The organism is Streptosporangium sp. NPDC004379 (assembly GCF_042873875.1).
In the GTDB taxonomy this organism is placed as follows: Bacteria; Actinomycetota; Actinomycetes; order Streptosporangiales; family Streptosporangiaceae; genus Streptosporangium.
This window is the reverse complement of record NZ_JBIAMC010000009.1, coordinates 246,356-263,062: the sequence shown is the minus strand read 5'-3', so window position 1 is coordinate 263,062 and position 16,707 is coordinate 246,356. Positions and strand designations below refer to the sequence as shown.

Annotated in this window: 13 protein-coding genes; 10 read left to right on the top strand and 3 right to left on the bottom strand. The window is 73.2% G+C overall.

What is annotated here, in order from left to right; translation table 11 throughout:
- The first annotated feature begins 43 nt into the window (after positions 1-43).
- The 9 genes from ACFYSC_RS21375 to ACFYSC_RS21335 all read left to right on the top strand — a co-directional run bounded on the left by ACFYSC_RS21375 (position 44) and on the right by ACFYSC_RS21335 (position 9,508).
- Positions 44-859 carry an NAD-dependent epimerase/dehydratase family protein gene (locus tag ACFYSC_RS21375; protein WP_389964197.1) on the top strand — a complete coding sequence of 272 codons (816 nt, stop codon included), beginning with the start codon at positions 44-46 and terminating at the stop codon, positions 857-859.
- 256 nt (positions 860-1,115) lie between these two features.
- Positions 1,116-2,462, top strand: coding sequence for a lanthionine synthetase LanC family protein (locus tag ACFYSC_RS21370; RefSeq protein WP_389964194.1), 1,347 nt, complete (start codon positions 1,116-1,118; stop codon positions 2,460-2,462).
- Positions 2,463-2,917: 455 nt separating this feature from the next.
- Complete coding sequence (locus ACFYSC_RS21365) at positions 2,918-3,943, top strand: ABC transporter substrate-binding protein (RefSeq protein WP_389964191.1); 1,026 nt, start codon at positions 2,918-2,920, stop codon at positions 3,941-3,943.
- Between the two features lie 197 nt (positions 3,944-4,140).
- A complete protein-coding gene (locus tag ACFYSC_RS21360; protein WP_389964478.1) occupies positions 4,141-4,932 on the top strand; it encodes an ABC transporter ATP-binding protein in 792 nt (263 codons plus the stop codon).
- Positions 4,925-5,998, top strand: a complete 1,074-nt coding sequence (locus tag ACFYSC_RS21355) for an ABC transporter permease subunit (RefSeq protein ID WP_389964188.1) — start codon at positions 4,925-4,927, stop codon at positions 5,996-5,998. Before ACFYSC_RS21360 ends, ACFYSC_RS21355 begins: the two co-directional genes overlap by 8 nt.
- Positions 5,998-7,374 carry an LLM class flavin-dependent oxidoreductase gene (locus ACFYSC_RS21350; protein WP_389964185.1) on the top strand — a complete coding sequence of 459 codons (1,377 nt, stop codon included), beginning with the start codon at positions 5,998-6,000 and terminating at the stop codon, positions 7,372-7,374. The genes ACFYSC_RS21355 and ACFYSC_RS21350 overlap by 1 nt, the downstream gene beginning before the upstream one ends.
- Complete coding sequence (locus ACFYSC_RS21345; protein ID WP_389964182.1) at positions 7,371-7,895, top strand: NADPH-dependent FMN reductase; 525 nt, start codon at positions 7,371-7,373, stop codon at positions 7,893-7,895. Before ACFYSC_RS21350 ends, ACFYSC_RS21345 begins: the two co-directional genes overlap by 4 nt.
- A 164-nt stretch (positions 7,896-8,059) precedes the next feature.
- Entirely contained in the window at positions 8,060-8,539 is a 480-nt protein-coding gene (locus ACFYSC_RS21340) for a flavin reductase family protein (protein WP_389964179.1), read from the top strand.
- Positions 8,540-8,890: 351 nt separating this feature from the next.
- Positions 8,891-9,508: a nucleotidyltransferase domain-containing protein gene (locus ACFYSC_RS21335; protein ID WP_389964176.1), complete on the top strand. Its 618-nt coding sequence runs from the start codon at positions 8,891-8,893 to the stop codon at positions 9,506-9,508.
- A 65-nt stretch (positions 9,509-9,573) separates the two neighbouring features.
- Here the strand turns inward: ACFYSC_RS21335 and ACFYSC_RS21330 are convergent, their stop codons facing one another.
- Together ACFYSC_RS21330 and ACFYSC_RS21325 are read right to left on the bottom strand one after the other, a co-directional pair.
- Entirely contained in the window at positions 9,574-10,584 is a 1,011-nt protein-coding gene (locus ACFYSC_RS21330) for a sporulation protein (RefSeq protein ID WP_389964174.1), read from the bottom strand.
- A 131-nt stretch (positions 10,585-10,715) separates the two neighbouring features.
- The gene (locus ACFYSC_RS21325) at positions 10,716-11,420 is read right to left on the bottom strand and encodes a TetR/AcrR family transcriptional regulator (RefSeq protein ID WP_389964171.1); all 705 of its coding nucleotides are present in this window, start codon (positions 11,418-11,420) and stop codon (positions 10,716-10,718) included.
- A 108-nt stretch (positions 11,421-11,528) separates the two neighbouring features.
- On the opposite strand from ACFYSC_RS21325, the gene ACFYSC_RS21320 reads away from it, so the two are divergent.
- Entirely contained in the window at positions 11,529-12,263 is a 735-nt protein-coding gene (locus ACFYSC_RS21320) for an SDR family oxidoreductase (RefSeq protein WP_389964168.1), read from the top strand.
- A gap of 59 nt (positions 12,264-12,322) precedes the next feature.
- Here the strand turns inward: ACFYSC_RS21320 and metH are convergent, their stop codons facing one another.
- Complete coding sequence (gene metH / locus ACFYSC_RS21315; protein WP_389964165.1) at positions 12,323-16,246, bottom strand: methionine synthase; 3,924 nt, start codon at positions 16,244-16,246, stop codon at positions 12,323-12,325.
- Between the last annotated feature and the right edge of the window lie 461 nt (positions 16,247-16,707).

Here is a 16,707-nt window from a genome sequence, read left to right as displayed (position 1 = left end):
CGTGATCGGAAGATGTCGGTGGCCGCTGCCATAATCCCGATCCATGACAGTTGAGAGAGTCGTGCTCACCGGCGCCGCCGGCCGGGTCGGATCCGTGCTGCGCGAGCCGCTGCGGCGCCGGTTGCGCCGGCTGGTCTCGGTCGACCGGGAGCCGCTGACCGCCCAGGGGCCGGACGAGGAGATCCGCCGGGCCGACCTGGCCGACATCGAGGACGTGGCCTCGGTCATCGAGGGCGCCGACGCGGTCGTGCACCTGGCCGGGGTGCCGGACGAGGCGCCGCTCGCCGACCTCCTGGCCGGCAACGTCCTGGGCACCCACCACGTGCTGGAGGCGGCGCGCCGTACGGGGGTCGGGCGCGTGGTGCTGGCGAGCAGCAACCGGTTGACCGGCTGCTATCCGGCCGCGCAGCCGGTCTCTGCGTCGGCGCCGCCCCGCCCCGACGGGCTGTACGGCGTCAGCAAGGTCGCCGTGGAGGCGCTGGGCCGGCTGTACGCCGACAAGTTCGGCCTGTCGGTGGTGTGCCTGCGCATCGGCAGCCTCGAACCCGAGCCGAGCGAGCCGCGGCACCTGGCCACCTGGCTGAGCCCGCGCGACTGCGCCGGGTTCGTCTGGGCCGCGCTGACCCGGCCCGGCGTCACCTTCACCGCCGCGTACGCGGTCTCGGCCAACACCCGCCGGTACTGGGAGCTCGACGACGGGCTCGGCTACCGGCCCCTCGATGACGCCGAGGCGTACGCCGGCCGGATCCCCGGGGTGGCGGAGTACTACGCCGCCGGCCCGCTCCAGGGCGGCGACTTCGCCACCGCCGAGTACACCCTTCGCCACGCCTTCGGCCGGGAGCCGGCCGAAGGGTCCTGAGGGCGGCCGCCGGGCCGGCCGGTTCGGGTCGCGGGCCGGCCGGCCCGGGGCGCGCCGCCCGAGACGGCGCGGCGCCCGATGGAGGGCCGGGCGGCTGACGCCGGCCGTCCTCCGCCGTCCCGGCGGGGTTGTGAGGAGGGCCGGCCTCTGCTTTGGGAGCGCCGGCGATCAGGAAGTCGGGCAGGGGCATCGTCGTCCCTCGGCACGCCGTGATGAATACCGGTCTTCCCTACCAATTTTGTGGGATAGTTTGACCATGGGCCTGGATCCGACGCGCTCATCGAGCGCCCGCGCCGAGACGCCCCTGACCGCCGCCATCATGGCCGGCCGCTGGATCCGATCGGCGGCCGTCGACGACGGGCGAGGGCGGTACTGGCGGGCCAACCCCGACCCGCGCGGCAGGTCGGCGCTCTCCCCGGAGCCCGGCTCGCTCTACGCCGGGGCGGCCGGGATCGTGCTGTTCTTCCTCGAACTCGCGGCCGCCACCGGCCACGAGGCCTACCTGGACGACGCCCGGGCCGGGGCCCGCCGCCTCGCCGCCACCTGGCGGGAGCAGCAGGACGTCTCCCTCTACCACGGTCTGGCCGGAACGGTGTTCGCGCTGGCGCAGGCGGGCTGGGTGCTCGGCGACGAGGAGTTCGAGGAGGCGGCCCTGGCCGCCGCCGGCCGGATCGTCCGCGCCGCGCGTCCCGTGCGCGGCGGCCTCGGCTGGTCGCGCGAGCCCGCCCAGCGGGGCGACGGCGGGGTGGTGCTGGGCCTGCTGCACGCCGCCGCCGTCCTCGGGGCTCCCGCCCTGGAGGAGACGGCCGTCGAGGCGGGCGAGCGCATCGCCGGGCAGCCGGTGCCCGGCCATCTCTTCGGCGACTGTCCCGGCCTGCCCGCCGACGCGGTCACCCCGGGCTTCCTGTCCGGTACGGCCGGCACCGCCTTCCTGCTCGCCCGGCTGTACGGCGTCACCGGCGACGTGCGGTTCCTGGAGGCCGCGCGGCGGGGGGCGGACTTCGTCCGCGCGGTCAGCGTCGTCAGCGGCGAGTGCGCGGTCGTCCCGCACCACCTGCCGGAGGGCCGCGGCCTGCACTACCTCGGATTCTGCTCCGGCTCGGCCGGTGTGGCGAGGATGTTCCACGAGCTGTACCGGGTGACGGGCGAGGCGTCCGACCTGGAGTGGGTGGAGCGGCTGGCGCGCGGCGTCATGCGCAGCGGCGTGCCGTACCGGCGCACGGCCGGGTTCTGGAACTCGGCCTGCCAGTGCTGCGGTACCGCCGGCCTGCTGGAGCTGTTCGTCGGGCTGTGGTCCGAGACCGGGCGGGAGCCGTACCTGGAGTTCGCCCGCGGGCTCGCCGACGACCTGATCGGCCGCGCGGACGGCCACGACGGCCGGGGCCTGCGCTGGTACCAGGCGTACCGGCGGCTGCGGCCGGGGGAGGTGTCGGCCGACACCGGCTACATGGCGGGCGCGGCGGGCATCGGCGCAGCGCTGCTGCACCTGGACGCCGCGCTGCAGGGCGGGACCCGGCGGCTCATCCTGCTGCCCGACAACCCGTTCCCGGCCATCCCCGCGCCGGCCGCGGTGCTGCGCCGCGAGGGCGGTCACGGCGGCTGAGGGGCCGTCACGGCCCCGGGCGGGAGCGGTCGCGTCTCCGGGTGGGGAGCGGCCGCGCCGGCCGGGTGAGGGCATCGGCCACGGGACCTCCGGCGCGCGTGGGCGCGTCATCATGGGCAGGTCCACTCCTATTTCCTGTAATTCTAGTAGGAAAAGTTGACTTATCCGGCGGGGGATCGTAGGTTCGAGGACATGAGCCTGGGGCTTCACCTGACGCGCCGCTCGCACGTGGACTTCTGCCACGTCGCCAGCGCGCAGTGTCGTTGATCGCGGACCATCACCGTCGTTCCGACCGCACTCCACGAGGGCGTACGGCCGGCCTGCCGCCGCATCCGAACCCTCGCGTCCCCGCGTGGCCGACGACGCCCACGCGTCCTTCCCCTCACTTCCCTCCGGCGCGCCCCGCCAGCGGCACGGCGCCGCACGAGCGCGCCCCTCCACGAGGAACCACCCCCGTGATCAGAGCCAGACACGCCCTTCTGTCCCTCCTCCTCGTCGCCGCCCTCGCCGGCTGCGGCTCCGCCTCCGCCTCCGGCTCCTCCCAGCCGGGCGCGCCGGAGGTGACCGAGCTGCGCTACCAGGGCAGCGTCGGCGCCGTCACCTTCCCCGAACTGGCCGAGTCGCTCGGCTACCTCGGGCCGATCAAACTGAAGTGGATCGGCAACACCATCTCCGGCCCGCAGGACATCCAGGCCGCCGCCACCGGGCAGACCGACTTCGGCGGCGCGTTCAACGGCGCGATCGTCAAACTCAAGGCCGCCAAGGCCCCGATCAAGGCCGTGATCGGCTACTACGGCAGCGACGCCGACAGCTACATCGGCTACTACGTCGCCGGCGACTCACCGATCAAGGGCCCCCGTGACCTGATCGGCAAGAAGATCGGGGTCAACACCCTGGGCGCCCACCTGGAGGCCGTGCTCAAGGAGTACCTCAAGCGCGGCGGCCTGACCCCGCAGGAGATCGACAAGGTCGAACTCGTCGTCGTGCCGCCCGTCAACACCGAGCAGGCGCTGCGCCAGGGCCAGATCGACGTGGCCGCGCTGTCCGGCATCCTGCGGGACAAGGCCCTGGAGCGCGGCGGCATCCGCCCCCTGTTCAAGGACATCGACCTGTTCGGCTCCTTCACCGCGGGCAGCGTCGTGCTGACCGAGCGGTTCATCCGGAGCAACCCGAACACCACCCGGAAGTTCGTGGAGGCGTTCGCCAAGGCCGTCGAGTGGACGCAGACCCACTCCCGCCAGGAGGTGATCGCCAGGTACCGGGAGATCATCGCCCGGCGGGGCCGTAACGAGGACCCCTCGACGGTCGGCTTCTGGAAGAGCAGCGGCGTGGCCGCCCGGGGCGGGACGATCGCCGACAAGGACTTCCAGACCTGGATCGACTGGCTGGGACGCGAAGGCGAGATCAGGCCCGGCCAGGTCAGGGCGTCCGACGTCTACACCAACGAGTTCAACCCCTTCGCGAACGGGAGGACCTCGTGAGCGCGCACCTCACCGACAGGGACACCGCGGAGGACATCCCCGCGGACGGCACCGCCGCACCGGCCGCCCCCCGCGCCGCCGCGGAGCGCACCGGGACGGAAGCCGGCGTACGGCACGCCGGGACCGAGACCGCCGTCCGGCCCGCCGGGACGGAAGCCGGCGTACGGCCCGCCGGGACGGGGACGGCCGTACGGCCGGTGAAGATCGGGATCCGGGACGTCGGGAAGGTCTTCCGCACCCGCGGCTCGGACCGCCCGTTCACCGCGGTCACCGGGGTGGACCTGGACGTCCGCGAGGGGGAGTTCCTCACCCTCGTCGGCCCGAGCGGCTGCGGCAAGTCCACCCTGCTCGACCTGATCGCCGGACTGACCACGCCGACCAGCGGTGAGATCCTCATCGACGGCCGCGCCGTCGACGGTCCCGGCCTCGACCGGGGCATCGTCTTCCAGCAGTACGCGCTGCTCCCGTGGCGTACGGCCCTGACCAACATCGAGTTCGGGCTGGAGGCCAAGGCCGTCCCGCGGCGGGAACGGCGCGAGCGGGCCCGGCACTACCTGGACCTGGTCGGGCTGACCGGGTTCGAGCACCGCTACCCCCACGAGCTGTCGGGCGGCATGCGCCAGCGCGTCGCGATCGCGCGCAGCCTCGCCTTCGACCCCGACGTGCTGCTGATGGACGAGCCGTTCGCCGCACTGGACGCCCAGACCCGGGAGTCGCTGCAGGAGGAGCTGCTGCGGGTGTGGGAGAAGACGCACAAGACGGTCGTGTTCATCACCCACGGAATCGACGAGGCCGTCTACCTGGGCCAGCGGGTCGCCGTCATGACCTCCCGCCCCGGCCGGATCAAGGAGATCGTCGACGTCCGGTTCGACTCGCGCGAGGGCGACCTGCGCGCCGACCCGGTGTTCGGCGAGTACCGCCACCACGTCTGGAGCCTGCTGCGCAACGAGGTCGCGGCCGGCCGGGAACAGGAGCGGACCGTTGACTGACATCCTCGCCGCACCCGCGACCGGATCCGCACGGGGCGACGCCCCGGCCATCGCCCCGGCTCCGGCGTCAGCCGTCACCCCTGCCGCCACCCCGATCGCGATCCCGGCCCCGAGTCCGGCGTCGGCCGTCACCCCTGCCGTCACCCCTGCCGTCACCTCGGTCCCGGGCCCGATGTCGCCCGCCGTCCCGGAGACCCCTGAAACCCCTGAGAACCTGGAGACCCCGGAGACGCGGGAGAACACCGCGGCCTCGCGGTCCACCCGGCTCGGCGGCCTCGCCCGGCTCGGCGGCCTCGCCCGGCTCGGCCGCCGCGTCAGGCCCGGCCGCCTCGTACGGCGGGCGCCGGCCGTGGTGCTGCTCGCCGCGATCTGGGAGGTGCTGCCCCGGACCGGGGCGGTGGACCCGGTGTTCGTGCCGCCGCTGTCGGAGGTACTGCGGGCCTGGTACGACCTGCTGCTCGGCGGGCAGCTGCTGGAGCACTTCCAGGCGTCGCTGGTCCGCTCCCTCGCCGGGTTCGGCCTGGCCGTCGTGCTGGCCGTACCGCTCGGGCTGGCCATCGGCTGGTACCGGCCCGTCGCCGACTTCCTCAACCCGGTCCTGGAGATCTTCCGCAACACCTCGGCGGTGGCCCTGCTGCCGGTGTTCATCCTGATCCTCGGCCTGGGGGAGCCGTCCAAGATCGTATTCGTGTTCTACGCCTGCTCCTGGCCCATCCTGCTCAACACCGTCAGCGGGGTCAGGACCGTGGAGCCGCTGCTGGTCAAGTCGGCCCGCTCCCTGGGGCTCGGCCCGCTCAGCCTCTTCCGGAAGGTCATCCTCCCGGCGGCCGTCCCCACCATCTTCACCGGCATCCGGCTGGCGGGCGCCTCCTCGATCCTCGTCCTGCTGTTCGCCGAGATGGTCGGGGCCAAGGCCGGACTCGGCTACCTCGTACAGGACGCCCAGTTCAGCTTCCGCATCCCCGACATGTACGCCGGAATCATCACCATCTCCGCCCTCGGCCTGCTGTTCAACCTGCTCCTGCTCGGCGTGGAGCGGCGATTTTCCACCTGGAGGACCACCTGATGCCCATCCGGACGCTCCACCTCAACGCCTTCCTCATGGGCGTCGGCCACCACGAGGCGGCCTGGCGCCACCCGAGCACCGAACCCGCCCGCCTCACCGACGTCCGGCACTACCAGCAGCTCGCCAGGATCGCCGAGCGGGGCCGGCTCGACTCGGTCTTCCTCGCCGACGGCCTCGCCCTCCAGGGCGACGTCCGGCACAACGCGCTGGGCGGCCTGGAACCGCTGACCCTGCTGGCGGCGCTGGCCGCGGTCACCGACCACGTCGGCCTGATCGCGACGGTGTCCACCACCTACAACGAGCCGTTCCACGTGGCCCGCAAGTTCGCCTCGCTGGACCACATCAGCGGCGGCCGGGCCGGCTGGAACATCGTCACCTCCGCGGGCGAGGCCGAGGCGCGCAACTTCGGGATCGACCGCCCCGCCCACGCCGACCGCTACGCCCGGGCCACCGAGTTCCTCGACGTCGTCACCGGGCTGTGGGACAGCTGGGAGGACGACGCCGTCGTCGGCGACCGCCTCGGGGGCCTCTACGCCGACACCGGCCGGATCCACCCGCTCGACCACGAAGGACCCCACTTCCGGGTCCGCGGCCCGCTCAACACCTCCCGCCCGCCGCAGGGTCACCCGCTGCTGGTGCAGGCCGGCTCCTCCGAGGACGGCAAGGACTTCGCGGCCCGGTACGCCGAGGCGGTCTTCACCGCCCAGCAGACCCTCGCCGACGCCCAGGCGTTCTACACCGACCTCAAGGGCCGCCTCGCCCGGTACGGCAGGGGCCCCGGCGACCTGCTGGTCCTCCCCGGCATCTCCCCGATCATCGGCTCCACCGAGCGGGAGGCGCGCCGGCTGGAAGAGGAGCTGCAGGACCTCATCATCCCCGCGTACGGTCTGGCCCAGCTGTCCCACCTGGTGGGCATCGAGCTGACGGAGGACGCGCTGGACCGCCCCCTGCCGGACGTCTCCGCCGAGACGGAGGGGGCGCAGAGCCGCCGCAGGCTCGTCATCGACCTCGCCCGCCGGGAGAACCTGACCGTGCGGCAGCTCCTCGGCCGCCTCGCGGGCGGCCGGGGGCACCGGGTCGTCGCCGGGACCCCCGAGCGGATCGCCGACGAGATCCAGCTCTGGTTCGAGAACGGCGCCGCCGACGGCTTCAACATCATGCCGCCGGTCCTGCCGTCCGGCCTGGAGGACTTCGTCGACCACGTCGTGCCGGAACTGCAGATCAGGGGCCTGTTCCGGCGGGAGTACGAGGGTCGCACCCTGCGCGACAACTACGACCTGCCCCGGCCGGCCTCCCGCCACGCGCGGCCCTCCGGGGCGGCCACGGTGGGCTCAGCGGGCTCGGTGGAGCCGGTGGACGCGGTGGTGGCCTCGTGACCTCCATCGTGACGCTGGTCGGCAACCCCCGCGGAGGGTCCAGGACGCGGATCGCGGCGATCGCGGCGGCCGAGGCGGTCGGAGAGCGGATCGGGCACGACGGCGCCCACGAGGTCGTGGACCTGTCGGCGCTCGGGCCGCAGCTGCTCGCGCCCGGCCCGTCCGCGGGCGTGGAGGTGGCGCTGGAGCTCGTCGGGGGCGCGGACGTGCTCGTGGTGGCCAGCCCCACCTACAAGGGCACCTACACCGGCCTGCTCAAGGCGTTCCTCGACCGGCTGCCGCCGGCCGCGCTGGCCGGGGTCGTGGCGCTGCCGGTGCTGGTCATGGGCGACCCCCGGCACGCCCTCGCCGTCGAGGTGCACCTGCGGCCCCTCCTGGTGGAGCTCGGCGCGCACGTCCCCACCCCGGGGCTGGCGCTCCTGGAGGCGGAGATCCCGGACCTCGGCGAGGTCCTCGCGCGCTGGACCGGCGGGGTCGCCCCCCAGGTGGCGGCGGCGCTCAGGGAGGGAGCGGGAACATGACGGAGAGCTCGCGAAACCGGTCCGCATCCCAGGGCGGGACCGCGACGAAGACCCCGCGGCGCCGGCCCGTGCCCGTTCCGGTGAGCGGGGATGTGCCGGAGCCATCCCGGATCGTGCCCGTTCCCGTCGGCGGAGGAGCGACGGAAACCCCGTGGGGCGGGCCCGTGGACCACGACACGTTCCGGCGGGCTCTCGCCGTACACGCCGCGGGCGTCGTCGTGATCACCGCGCAGAGCGAGGGCATCCCCGCCGGGCTGACCGCGACCTCGTTCTCCTCGGTCAGTCTGGAGCCGCCGCTGGTCTCCTTCTGCGTGGACCGGGACTCGGCCACCTGGCCCCGGCTGCGGGCGGCGGACCACTTCGCGGTCAACATCCTCGCCGGCGACCAGGCGGCACTGGCCGCCCGGTTCGCCGGCAAGGGCGTCGACCGCTTCGCCGAACCCACCCGGTGGCGTCCCGGGCCGCTCGGGGCGCCGCTGCTGCAGGACGTCTCCGCCCACCTGGTCTGCCTGCCCCACCGGACGGTCGACGTGGGGGACCACATCCTCGTCGTCGGCCTGGTCGCCGAGGCGAGCGTGCACGACCCGGACCTGCCGCTGCTGTACCACCGGGGCCGGTTCGGGCGGTTCGTCGCCCACCCCTGACCCGGTACGGCGCCCCGGAGGGGAGGTCTCCCCCGTGAAGGTCTCCGGCGGCGCCGTCACCGGACGGCCGGGACGCCGCCCGCCGGACTGGGGCGGGCGGCGTCCCGTGGCCGTCATCCCGGGCCGGGGCCGGTCCGTCCCGGTGGATCCGGGCCCCGGCCCCGGCCGTCATCCGGGGCCGGGCCCGCTTCCACCGGCCCCGGCCCCCGCCTCGTTCCCCCGGCCCGGACGCCGGGCCCGGCCGGTCCGCCATCCGGGATCGGTCACCTCACCGATCGCCTCATGAACTTCGCGGTCGGCCGGCTCCCCGACCGCCTTCATCGCTCCGGGGTGATCGGGAAGGATGGCCGGATGACACACGTCGAGGACTCATGGGAGCCGGCGCCCCTGACGGAGGTCGTCCGGCTGTTCCGGGAATCGGCCGTGCCCTGGTGGGTCGGTGGAGGCTACGCCGTGGAACTGGCAGTCGGCCGGTCCTGGCGGGAGCACGCCGACGTCGACATCGGCCTGCTGCGCCGCGATCAGCACGCGATCCGTCGCGTGCTGTCCGGCTGGGACTGTCACGTCGCCGACCCGCCGGGCACCCTGCGGCCCTGGCCGGTCGGGGAGACCCTGCCGGTCGATGCACATGACGTATGGGTGCGCGAACACGCCGGAGGCCCTTGGCGCTTCCAGCTGATGCTGGACGAGTCCGACGGAGACGAATGGGTCTACCGCCGCGACGGACGCATCCGCCGTCTACTGGACTCCCTCACCGTCGCCGACGACGGTTTCCGCCGGCTGGCTCTGGAGGTTCAGCTGCTCTACAAGGCCAGGGGGCGGCGGGCCAAGGACGAGGCGGACTTCGCCGAGGCGCTGCCCACGTTGACCGCCGTGCAGCGGTGCTGGCTGAACGAGGCGCTGGCGATCGAGCACGGTGCCCACCCCTGGCGTGCCTGGCTGGACGACCGGAGCACACGGAACGGCTGAGCGGGCGGGGCAACGGTGCCGGACCGGCCCCGGCCCCGGTCGTCAGCCGGGGCCGGGGCCCGGTGTCAGTCGTCGCCCCAGTCGCCGCCGCCGAAGTCGGCGTCGTCGTCGCCCTCGAAGGCGTCGCCGATCTCGTCGACGATCTCGGCCGCCACGAAACCGCCGACCAGCCCGGCCGCGCCCGCCGCGGCGACGGCCCCGAGGCCGGGCCCGCCGTGATGACCATGGTGCCCGCCGTGCCCGCCGTGCGCGTACGGGTCGTGATGGCCGCCGTGCGCGTAGGGATCATGGTGCCCGCCGTACCCGTGCCCGGCGTGGCCGTGCTGGGACAGGGCGGCCAGCCAGCCGTTGATCTCGGCGGCCCAGTCGCGGTGCGCGGCCTCGTCGTGGCCGACGCGCCAGCGGCCGAAGGAGTCGCCGCCCGAGCCGTGGAAGCCGCCGCGCCGGTCGGCCTCCAGGACGACGTCCATGCCGCCGGGACCGGAGACGAAGGTCAGCTCCACCTCGTTGACCAGGCCCGAGTAGGCGGGCGGCGGGTAGAACTCGATCTCCTGGTAGAACGGCAGCCGCTGGTCGGCGCCGTAGATGTGGCCCTGCTCCAGGTCGGCGCTCTTGAACTGGAAGCCGAGCCGGCCGAAGGCCCCCAGGACCGCCTCCTGGGAGGGCAGCGGCTCGATCTCGACCGGGTCCATGTCGCCCTTGTCCACCGCGCCGGCGACCGCCAGCTCGGTGCGCACGCCCATCGCCATGCCGTGCAGGCGCTGACCGTGGATCTCGGTGATCGGCGCCTCCCACGGGACGGAGAGCTCGAAGGGGATGACGCGGTCCTCGCCGGCGCGCAGCCGGAACGCCCCGGAGACCTCGGCGCGCAGGAACTCCATCAGCCCGACGTGCTCGCCCTCGCCGTGCTCCGCCTCCACCCGGGTGACCAGCCCCAGGGCGACGTACTGGATGTCGGTGTCGAAGTCACCGCCCTTGATCCGCACCTCGCCGCGCAGCGGCCCGCCCGGCCGTACGCGCGGCGTGGCCAGGACCGTGTCCACTGACGGACCCCCGACCCCCAGGGCCCCCAACATGCGCTTGAAGATCACGGCTTCCTCTCCCTGTGACGTCCTGCGTGGTGAACCGTACGCTGAAACGATCAACCGGGGAGCGCGGTTCCCGTCTTTCCCGCCGAGATTCCACCGGGAGGGCGGAGGCGCGGCCGTCACGCCGGGCCGGGGCGGGCGATGCGTTCGAGCCAGCGCAGCAGGAGGGTGGTCTCGGCCGGTTCGAGGGCTTCGGTGCCGGAGAGGAGAAGCTGCGCGTGCAGGCGCAGCGCGGCGGTGCGCAGCGGGTCCGCGTCGTCCTGGACGCCCGTCTCGGCGAGCACGTGCGAGAAGACGGCGTCGCGCATGCGGTGTGACAGCGCGGGGTCGTCGAACAGGTCCGGCCTGGCGATGTGGTCGAGGGCGATCCCGACGGTGGCCGACAGGACCAGCTGGGCGGCGGTCCGCGGCTCGACCCGCAACGCACCCGTCGCGGCGCACCGTACGAGCGTGGCCTCCAGCAGGTCGAAGACGCGGTCACGGGCGGTCGAGCGGGACCACGGCCGGGGGGTGAACATCAGCTGGTACAGCGCCGGGTTCTCCCTCGCGAACGCCATGTGGCCGTCCCAGCCGGCGAGCAGGTCGGCCACCGGGTCGTCCGTCCGCTCCTGGGCGGCCTTGAGCGTGGCGTACCGCTCGTACCCGTGGTCGGCGACGGCGTCGAGGAGTCCTCGCTTGTCACCGAACAGGCGGTAGAGCACGGGCTGGCTCACCCCGACCGCCTCGCAGACCGCGCGGGTGGCGATCTCGTGGTCCGAGGAGGACGCGAGCTGCCGCTCCGCGGCCTCGATCATCGCCGCGCGGAGCGAGTCCGTTCCCATCATGGAATCAATGATAGCGCCCTCCGCTATCAACGATAGGAAACTGTGCTATCTTCATGGCTTAGCGATGATATGTCGGATTAATATCGTTGATACGACCGGGAGGTTCTCATGAGTGAGCAGCGTGTGGCCATCGTCAGCGGCGGCTCCCGTGGCATAGGCCGGGCGGTCGCGAGGACGCTCGCGACGAGGGGCCACGCGGTCGTCGTCGGATATCAGGGGTCGGCCCAGGCCGCGGCGGAGGCCGTACAGGAGATCACGGCGGCCGGTGGCCGGGCGATCCCGGCGCGGGCGGACGTGGCGGACGAGACGGCGGTCGCGGCGATGTTCGACGCGGCGCGGGATGCCTTCGGCGGGGTCGACGTGGTCGTCAACGCGGCGGGGCGGATGTCGCTGTCCCCGATCGCCGACCTCGACCTCGACGACCTGGACGCCCTGCACCGCACCAACATCCGCGGCACGTTCGTCATGGCGCGGGAGGCCGCGCGCCGCGTCCGCGACGGAGGCGCGATCATCACCTTCTCCACCTCCGTCGTCGGCCTGCAACTGCCGGGCTACGGGGCGTACGTCGCCGGCAAGGGCGCCGTCGAGGCGATGACGCTCGTGCTCGCCCGCGAGCTGCGCGGACGGGACATCACGGTCAACGCGGTCGCGCCCGGCCCGACCGCCACCGACCTGTTCCTCGACGGCAAGGACGAGGCCACGATCGAACGGCTCGCCAAGCAGCCCCCGCTGGAACGGCTCGGCACCCCCGGCGACATCGCCGAGGTCGTCGCCTTCCTGGCGGGCCCGGCCGGGCACTGGGTCAACGGGCAGGTCGTGCGCGCCAACGGCGGGATCGTCTGACGAGGTCCGGCCGCCGCCGTCCGGCGGGGACGGCGGCGGCGCGGAGGAGGACCGGAGGGTCAGTCGCCGTAGGCGAGGTTGGGGCGCAGCCAGCGCTCGATCTCGGCGACCGGCAGGCCGCGCCGTACCGCGTAGTCCTCGATCTGGTCCCTGCCCAGCCGCCCGACGGTGAAGTACCGTGACGCCGGGTGGGCGAACATCAGCCCGCTGACGCTGGCGGCCGGGGTCATCGCGAAGGACTCCGTCAGGTCCATGCCGATCCGCCGGGCGTCCAGCAGGTCGAACAGGTCGTGCTTCTGGCTGTGGTCGGGGCTCGCCGGGTAGCCGAACGCGGGCCGGATGCCGCGGAACCGCTCGGCGTGCAGTTCGGCGAGCGACGGGGCGGCGTCCGGTTCGAACCACTCGCGCCGGGCCCGCAGGTGGACCCACTCGGCGAACGCCTCGGCGAGCCGGTCGGCGAGGGCCTTGACCATGATCGACCGGTAGTCGTCGTTGCGGGCCTCGAACCCGGCGGCGAGCTCCTCGGCGCCGTGCACGGTCACCGCGAAGCCGCCGAGGTGGTCACCGGCCGGGGCCACGTAGTCGGCGAGGCACCGGTTGGGCCGCCCCTCGGGCTTGGCGGTCTGCTGGCGCAGCATCGGCAGCCGTACGGCGCCGCCCGTGGTGTCACCGGTGTCACCGGCGTCCACCACGAGGTCGTCGCCCTCGGAGCGGGCCGGCCAGAAGCCGTAGACGCCCCGCGCCCGCAGTGTGCCTGCGGCGATGATCTCGTCGAGCAGCGCGTTGGCGTCGTCGAACAGCTCGCGGGCCACCGGCTGGTCGAGGATCGCCGGATACTTGCCCTTCAGCTCCCAGGCCAGGAAGAAGAACTGCCAGTCGATCATCTCGCGGAGCTCGGTCAGGCTCGGCTCGACGACGCGGACGCCGGTGAAGGCGGGCACGGGCAGGTCGTCGAAGGAGACCCGCTCGGGGTTGGCGCGGGCCCGCGCCAGCGTCAGCATCGGGCTGCGCTCCCGGGAGGCGTGCTGCTCGCGCAGCCGCTCCTGCTCGGCGCGGTTGGCCACGTCCAGCTCCTCGGCGCGGCCCGGGTCCAGCAGGTCGGAGACCACGCCGACCACCCGGGAGGCGTCGAGCACGTGGACCACCGAGCCGCCGTAGGCGGGGGCGATGCGCACCGCGGTGTGCTGGCGCGAGGTCGTGGCGCCGCCGATCAGCAGCGGCAGCCGCATTCCGCGGCGCTCCATCTCGGCGGCGACCGAGGTCATCTCGTCCAGCGACGGGGTGATGAGCCCCGAGAGGCCGACGGCGTCGGCGCCCTCGGCGATCGCGGTGTCGAGGATGAGCGAGGCGGGAGCCATCACGCCGAGGTCGATGACCTCGTAGTTGTTGCAGCCCAGGACGACGCCCACGATGTTCTTGCCGATGTCGTGCACGTCGCCCTTGACGGTCGCGAGCACCACCTTGCCGCTGCCCCGCCCGGCATCGCCGGCCATGCCGCCCGTGCGGGTCGCGCGGGCCGCGGCGCCGCCGGCCACGGCGCCTTCCGTGTCACCCGAAGCGGCCTCGCCCGAAGCCGCGCCGTCCGCGCCGCCTGTGCCGTCCGCCTCACCGGCCTCGGCCGCCGCGAGCCGCGCCCGCTCCTTCTCCGCCTCCATGAACGGCTCCAGGTAGGCGACCGAACGCTTCATCACCCGCGCGCTCTTGACCACCTGCGGCAGGAACATCTTCCCCGAGCCGAACAGGTCGCCCACGATCTTCATGCCGTCCATGAGCGGGCCCTCGATCACGTCGAGGGGCCGGGCCGCCTGCCGCCGGGCCTCCTCGGTGTCCTCCTCGACGAAGTCGGCCACGCCGTGCACGAGCGCGTGCGCCAGGCGCTTCTCCACCGGCGCGTCGCGCCAGGACAGGTCCACCGTACGGCGGGTGCCGCTCCCGCTGACCGTCTCGGCGAACGCGACCAGCCGGTCGGTGGCGTCGGGACGCCGGTCGAAGATGACGTCCTCGACGAGCTCCAGCAGGTCGGCGGGGATGTCCTGGTAGACGGCGAGCTGCCCGGCGTTGACGATGCCCATGTCCAGCCCGGCGCGCACGGCGTGGAAGAGGAACGCCGAGTGCATCGCCTCCCGCACGACGTCGTTGCCGCGGAAGGAGAACGACAGGTTGGAGATGCCGCCGCTGGTCCGCACCCCGGGGCAGCGCTCCTTGATGAGCGGCAGCGCCTCGATGAACGCCTTGGCGTAGCCGTTGTGCTCGGAGATGCCGGTGGCGACCGCCAGCACGTTCGGGTCGAACACGATGTCCTCGGCGGGGAAGCCCGCCTTCTGCGTGAGCAGGTCGTAGGCGCGGCCGCAGATCTCCACCTTGCGCTCGACGGTGTCGGCCTGCCCCTGCTCGTCGAAGGCCATGACGACCACGCCGGCGCCGTGGTCGCGGATGTGCCGCGCCTGCGCCAGGAACGGCTCCTCGCCCTCCTTGAGGCTGATCGAGTTGACCACGCCCTTGCCCTGCACGCACCTGAGCCCGGCCTCCAGCACGCTCCACCGCGAGCTGTCGATCATGATCGGGACGCGGGCCACCTCCGGCTCGGTCGCGATCAGGTTCAGGAACGTCGTCATGGCCCGCTCGCTGTCGAGCAGGTCGGCGTCCATGTTCACGTCGAGGAGGTTGGCGCCGCCGCGCACCTGCTCCAGCGCGACGTCCACGGCGGCCTGGTGGTCGCCCGCCTCGATGAGGCGGCGGAACCGCGCCGAGCCGGTGACGTTGGTGCGCTCGCCGATCATCACGAAACCGGTGTCCTCGCCGATCTCGAACGGCTCCAGCCCGCTGAGACGGGTCCGCGCGGGCGGCCCCGGGACCCGGCGCGGGTCGAGCCGGGACACCGCGCCGGCGATCCGCTCGATGTGGCCCGGCGTGGTCCCGCAGCAGCCGCCCACGATGTTCACCGTCCCGGCCGCGGCGAACTCGCCGAGCAGCCCGGCGGTCTCCTCAGGCGTCTGGTCGTAGCCGCCGAATGCGTTCGGCAGCCCGGCGTTGGGGTGGCAGGCCACGTACGTGCCGGCCAGACGTGACAGCTCGGCGACGTGCGGGCGCATCTCCTCGGCGCCCAGCGAGCAGTTCACCCCCACGACAAGGGGGTCGGCGTGCGCGACCGAGGTCCAGAACGCCTCCACGGTCTGGCCCGACAGCGTGCGCCCGCTCAGGTCCACGATCGTCACCGAGATCCACAGCGGCAGGTGCGGGGCGACGTCGCGGGCCGCGGCGACCGCGGCCTTGGCGTTGAGCGTGTCGAAGATCGTCTCGATCAGCAGCAGGTCGACGCCGCCCTCGGCCAGCGCGCCGATCTGCTCGGCGTAGGCGGCGTACACGTCGTCGAACGTGACCGCCCGGTAGGCGGGGTCCTCCACGCGCGGCGACAGCGAGAGCGTGACGTTCAGCGGGCCGACCGAGCCGGCCACGAACCGGCCGCCGGCCTCGTCGGCGGCCTGACGGGCGATCTGGGCGCCCCGCACGTTCATCTCCCGCACCAGCGACTGCAGGCCGTAGTCGGCCTGGCCGATGCTCGTCGCGGTGAAGGTGTTGGTCGTGGTGATGTCCGCGCCCGCGGCGAGGTAGCGGCGGTGGACGTCGAGGACGAGGTCGGGGCGGGTGAGGTTCAGCAGGTCGGGGTCGCCGGTCACGTCGAGCGGGTGGTCGCCCAGGATCTCGCCGCGGTAGTCGGCCGGGGTGAGCCCGGCGCCCTGCAGCATCGTGCCCCACGCCCCGTCGAGCACGGCGATCCGCCGGTCCAGCAGCTCGCGCAGCGCGCGGGTCCGGCCGGCCGCCCGGGTCACCGCCGCGTCCGGCGCGCCGCCGGGTGCGGGGACAGCGGCGGGGGCGTCGGCGGTGGCACCGGCGGGGACGTTCGCGGGGGCGCCGGGAGCGGTTTCGCGGGCGGTTCCGGGAGCGTTCTCACGGGCGTTCTCGCGGGCTGAGGACATGTTCATAGGCTCACCTCCGTTGTCGGAGGCGCCCTTGTCGAACAGGTAGGGGACCGAGCGTGGCGGGTCTTGGCCCGTTGCAGCGCCTCTCGGCCTTTCCGGATCAAGGTTAGCCCGGCCGCCCCCGTCCGGGCCAACTCGTTCCGGTCCGCGGGACGAGATTCGCACGCCAGCGGAAACCGGCGACGCCGTACGGCGGGCAAGGACATCCGACGAGCGAGTCACATCGCTGTCGCTTCATGCAATCTTACGAAGATCACGAAGTAGGTTGGTGACAGTAGTGTGGCGTGGACTCTCCATCAGATTTCCCCACATACGAACTGTGTCGCGCTGCTCTTGCAGTGAAGTTTTTCATCCGCCGGTAGACGGGTCGCTGGTCACGGTATGATCGCGGGTACGGCGTTCGCCTGATGACATAGAGAAGCTCCTGGTAGACGGGTTGATCACCACAACCAATGTCCGCTACA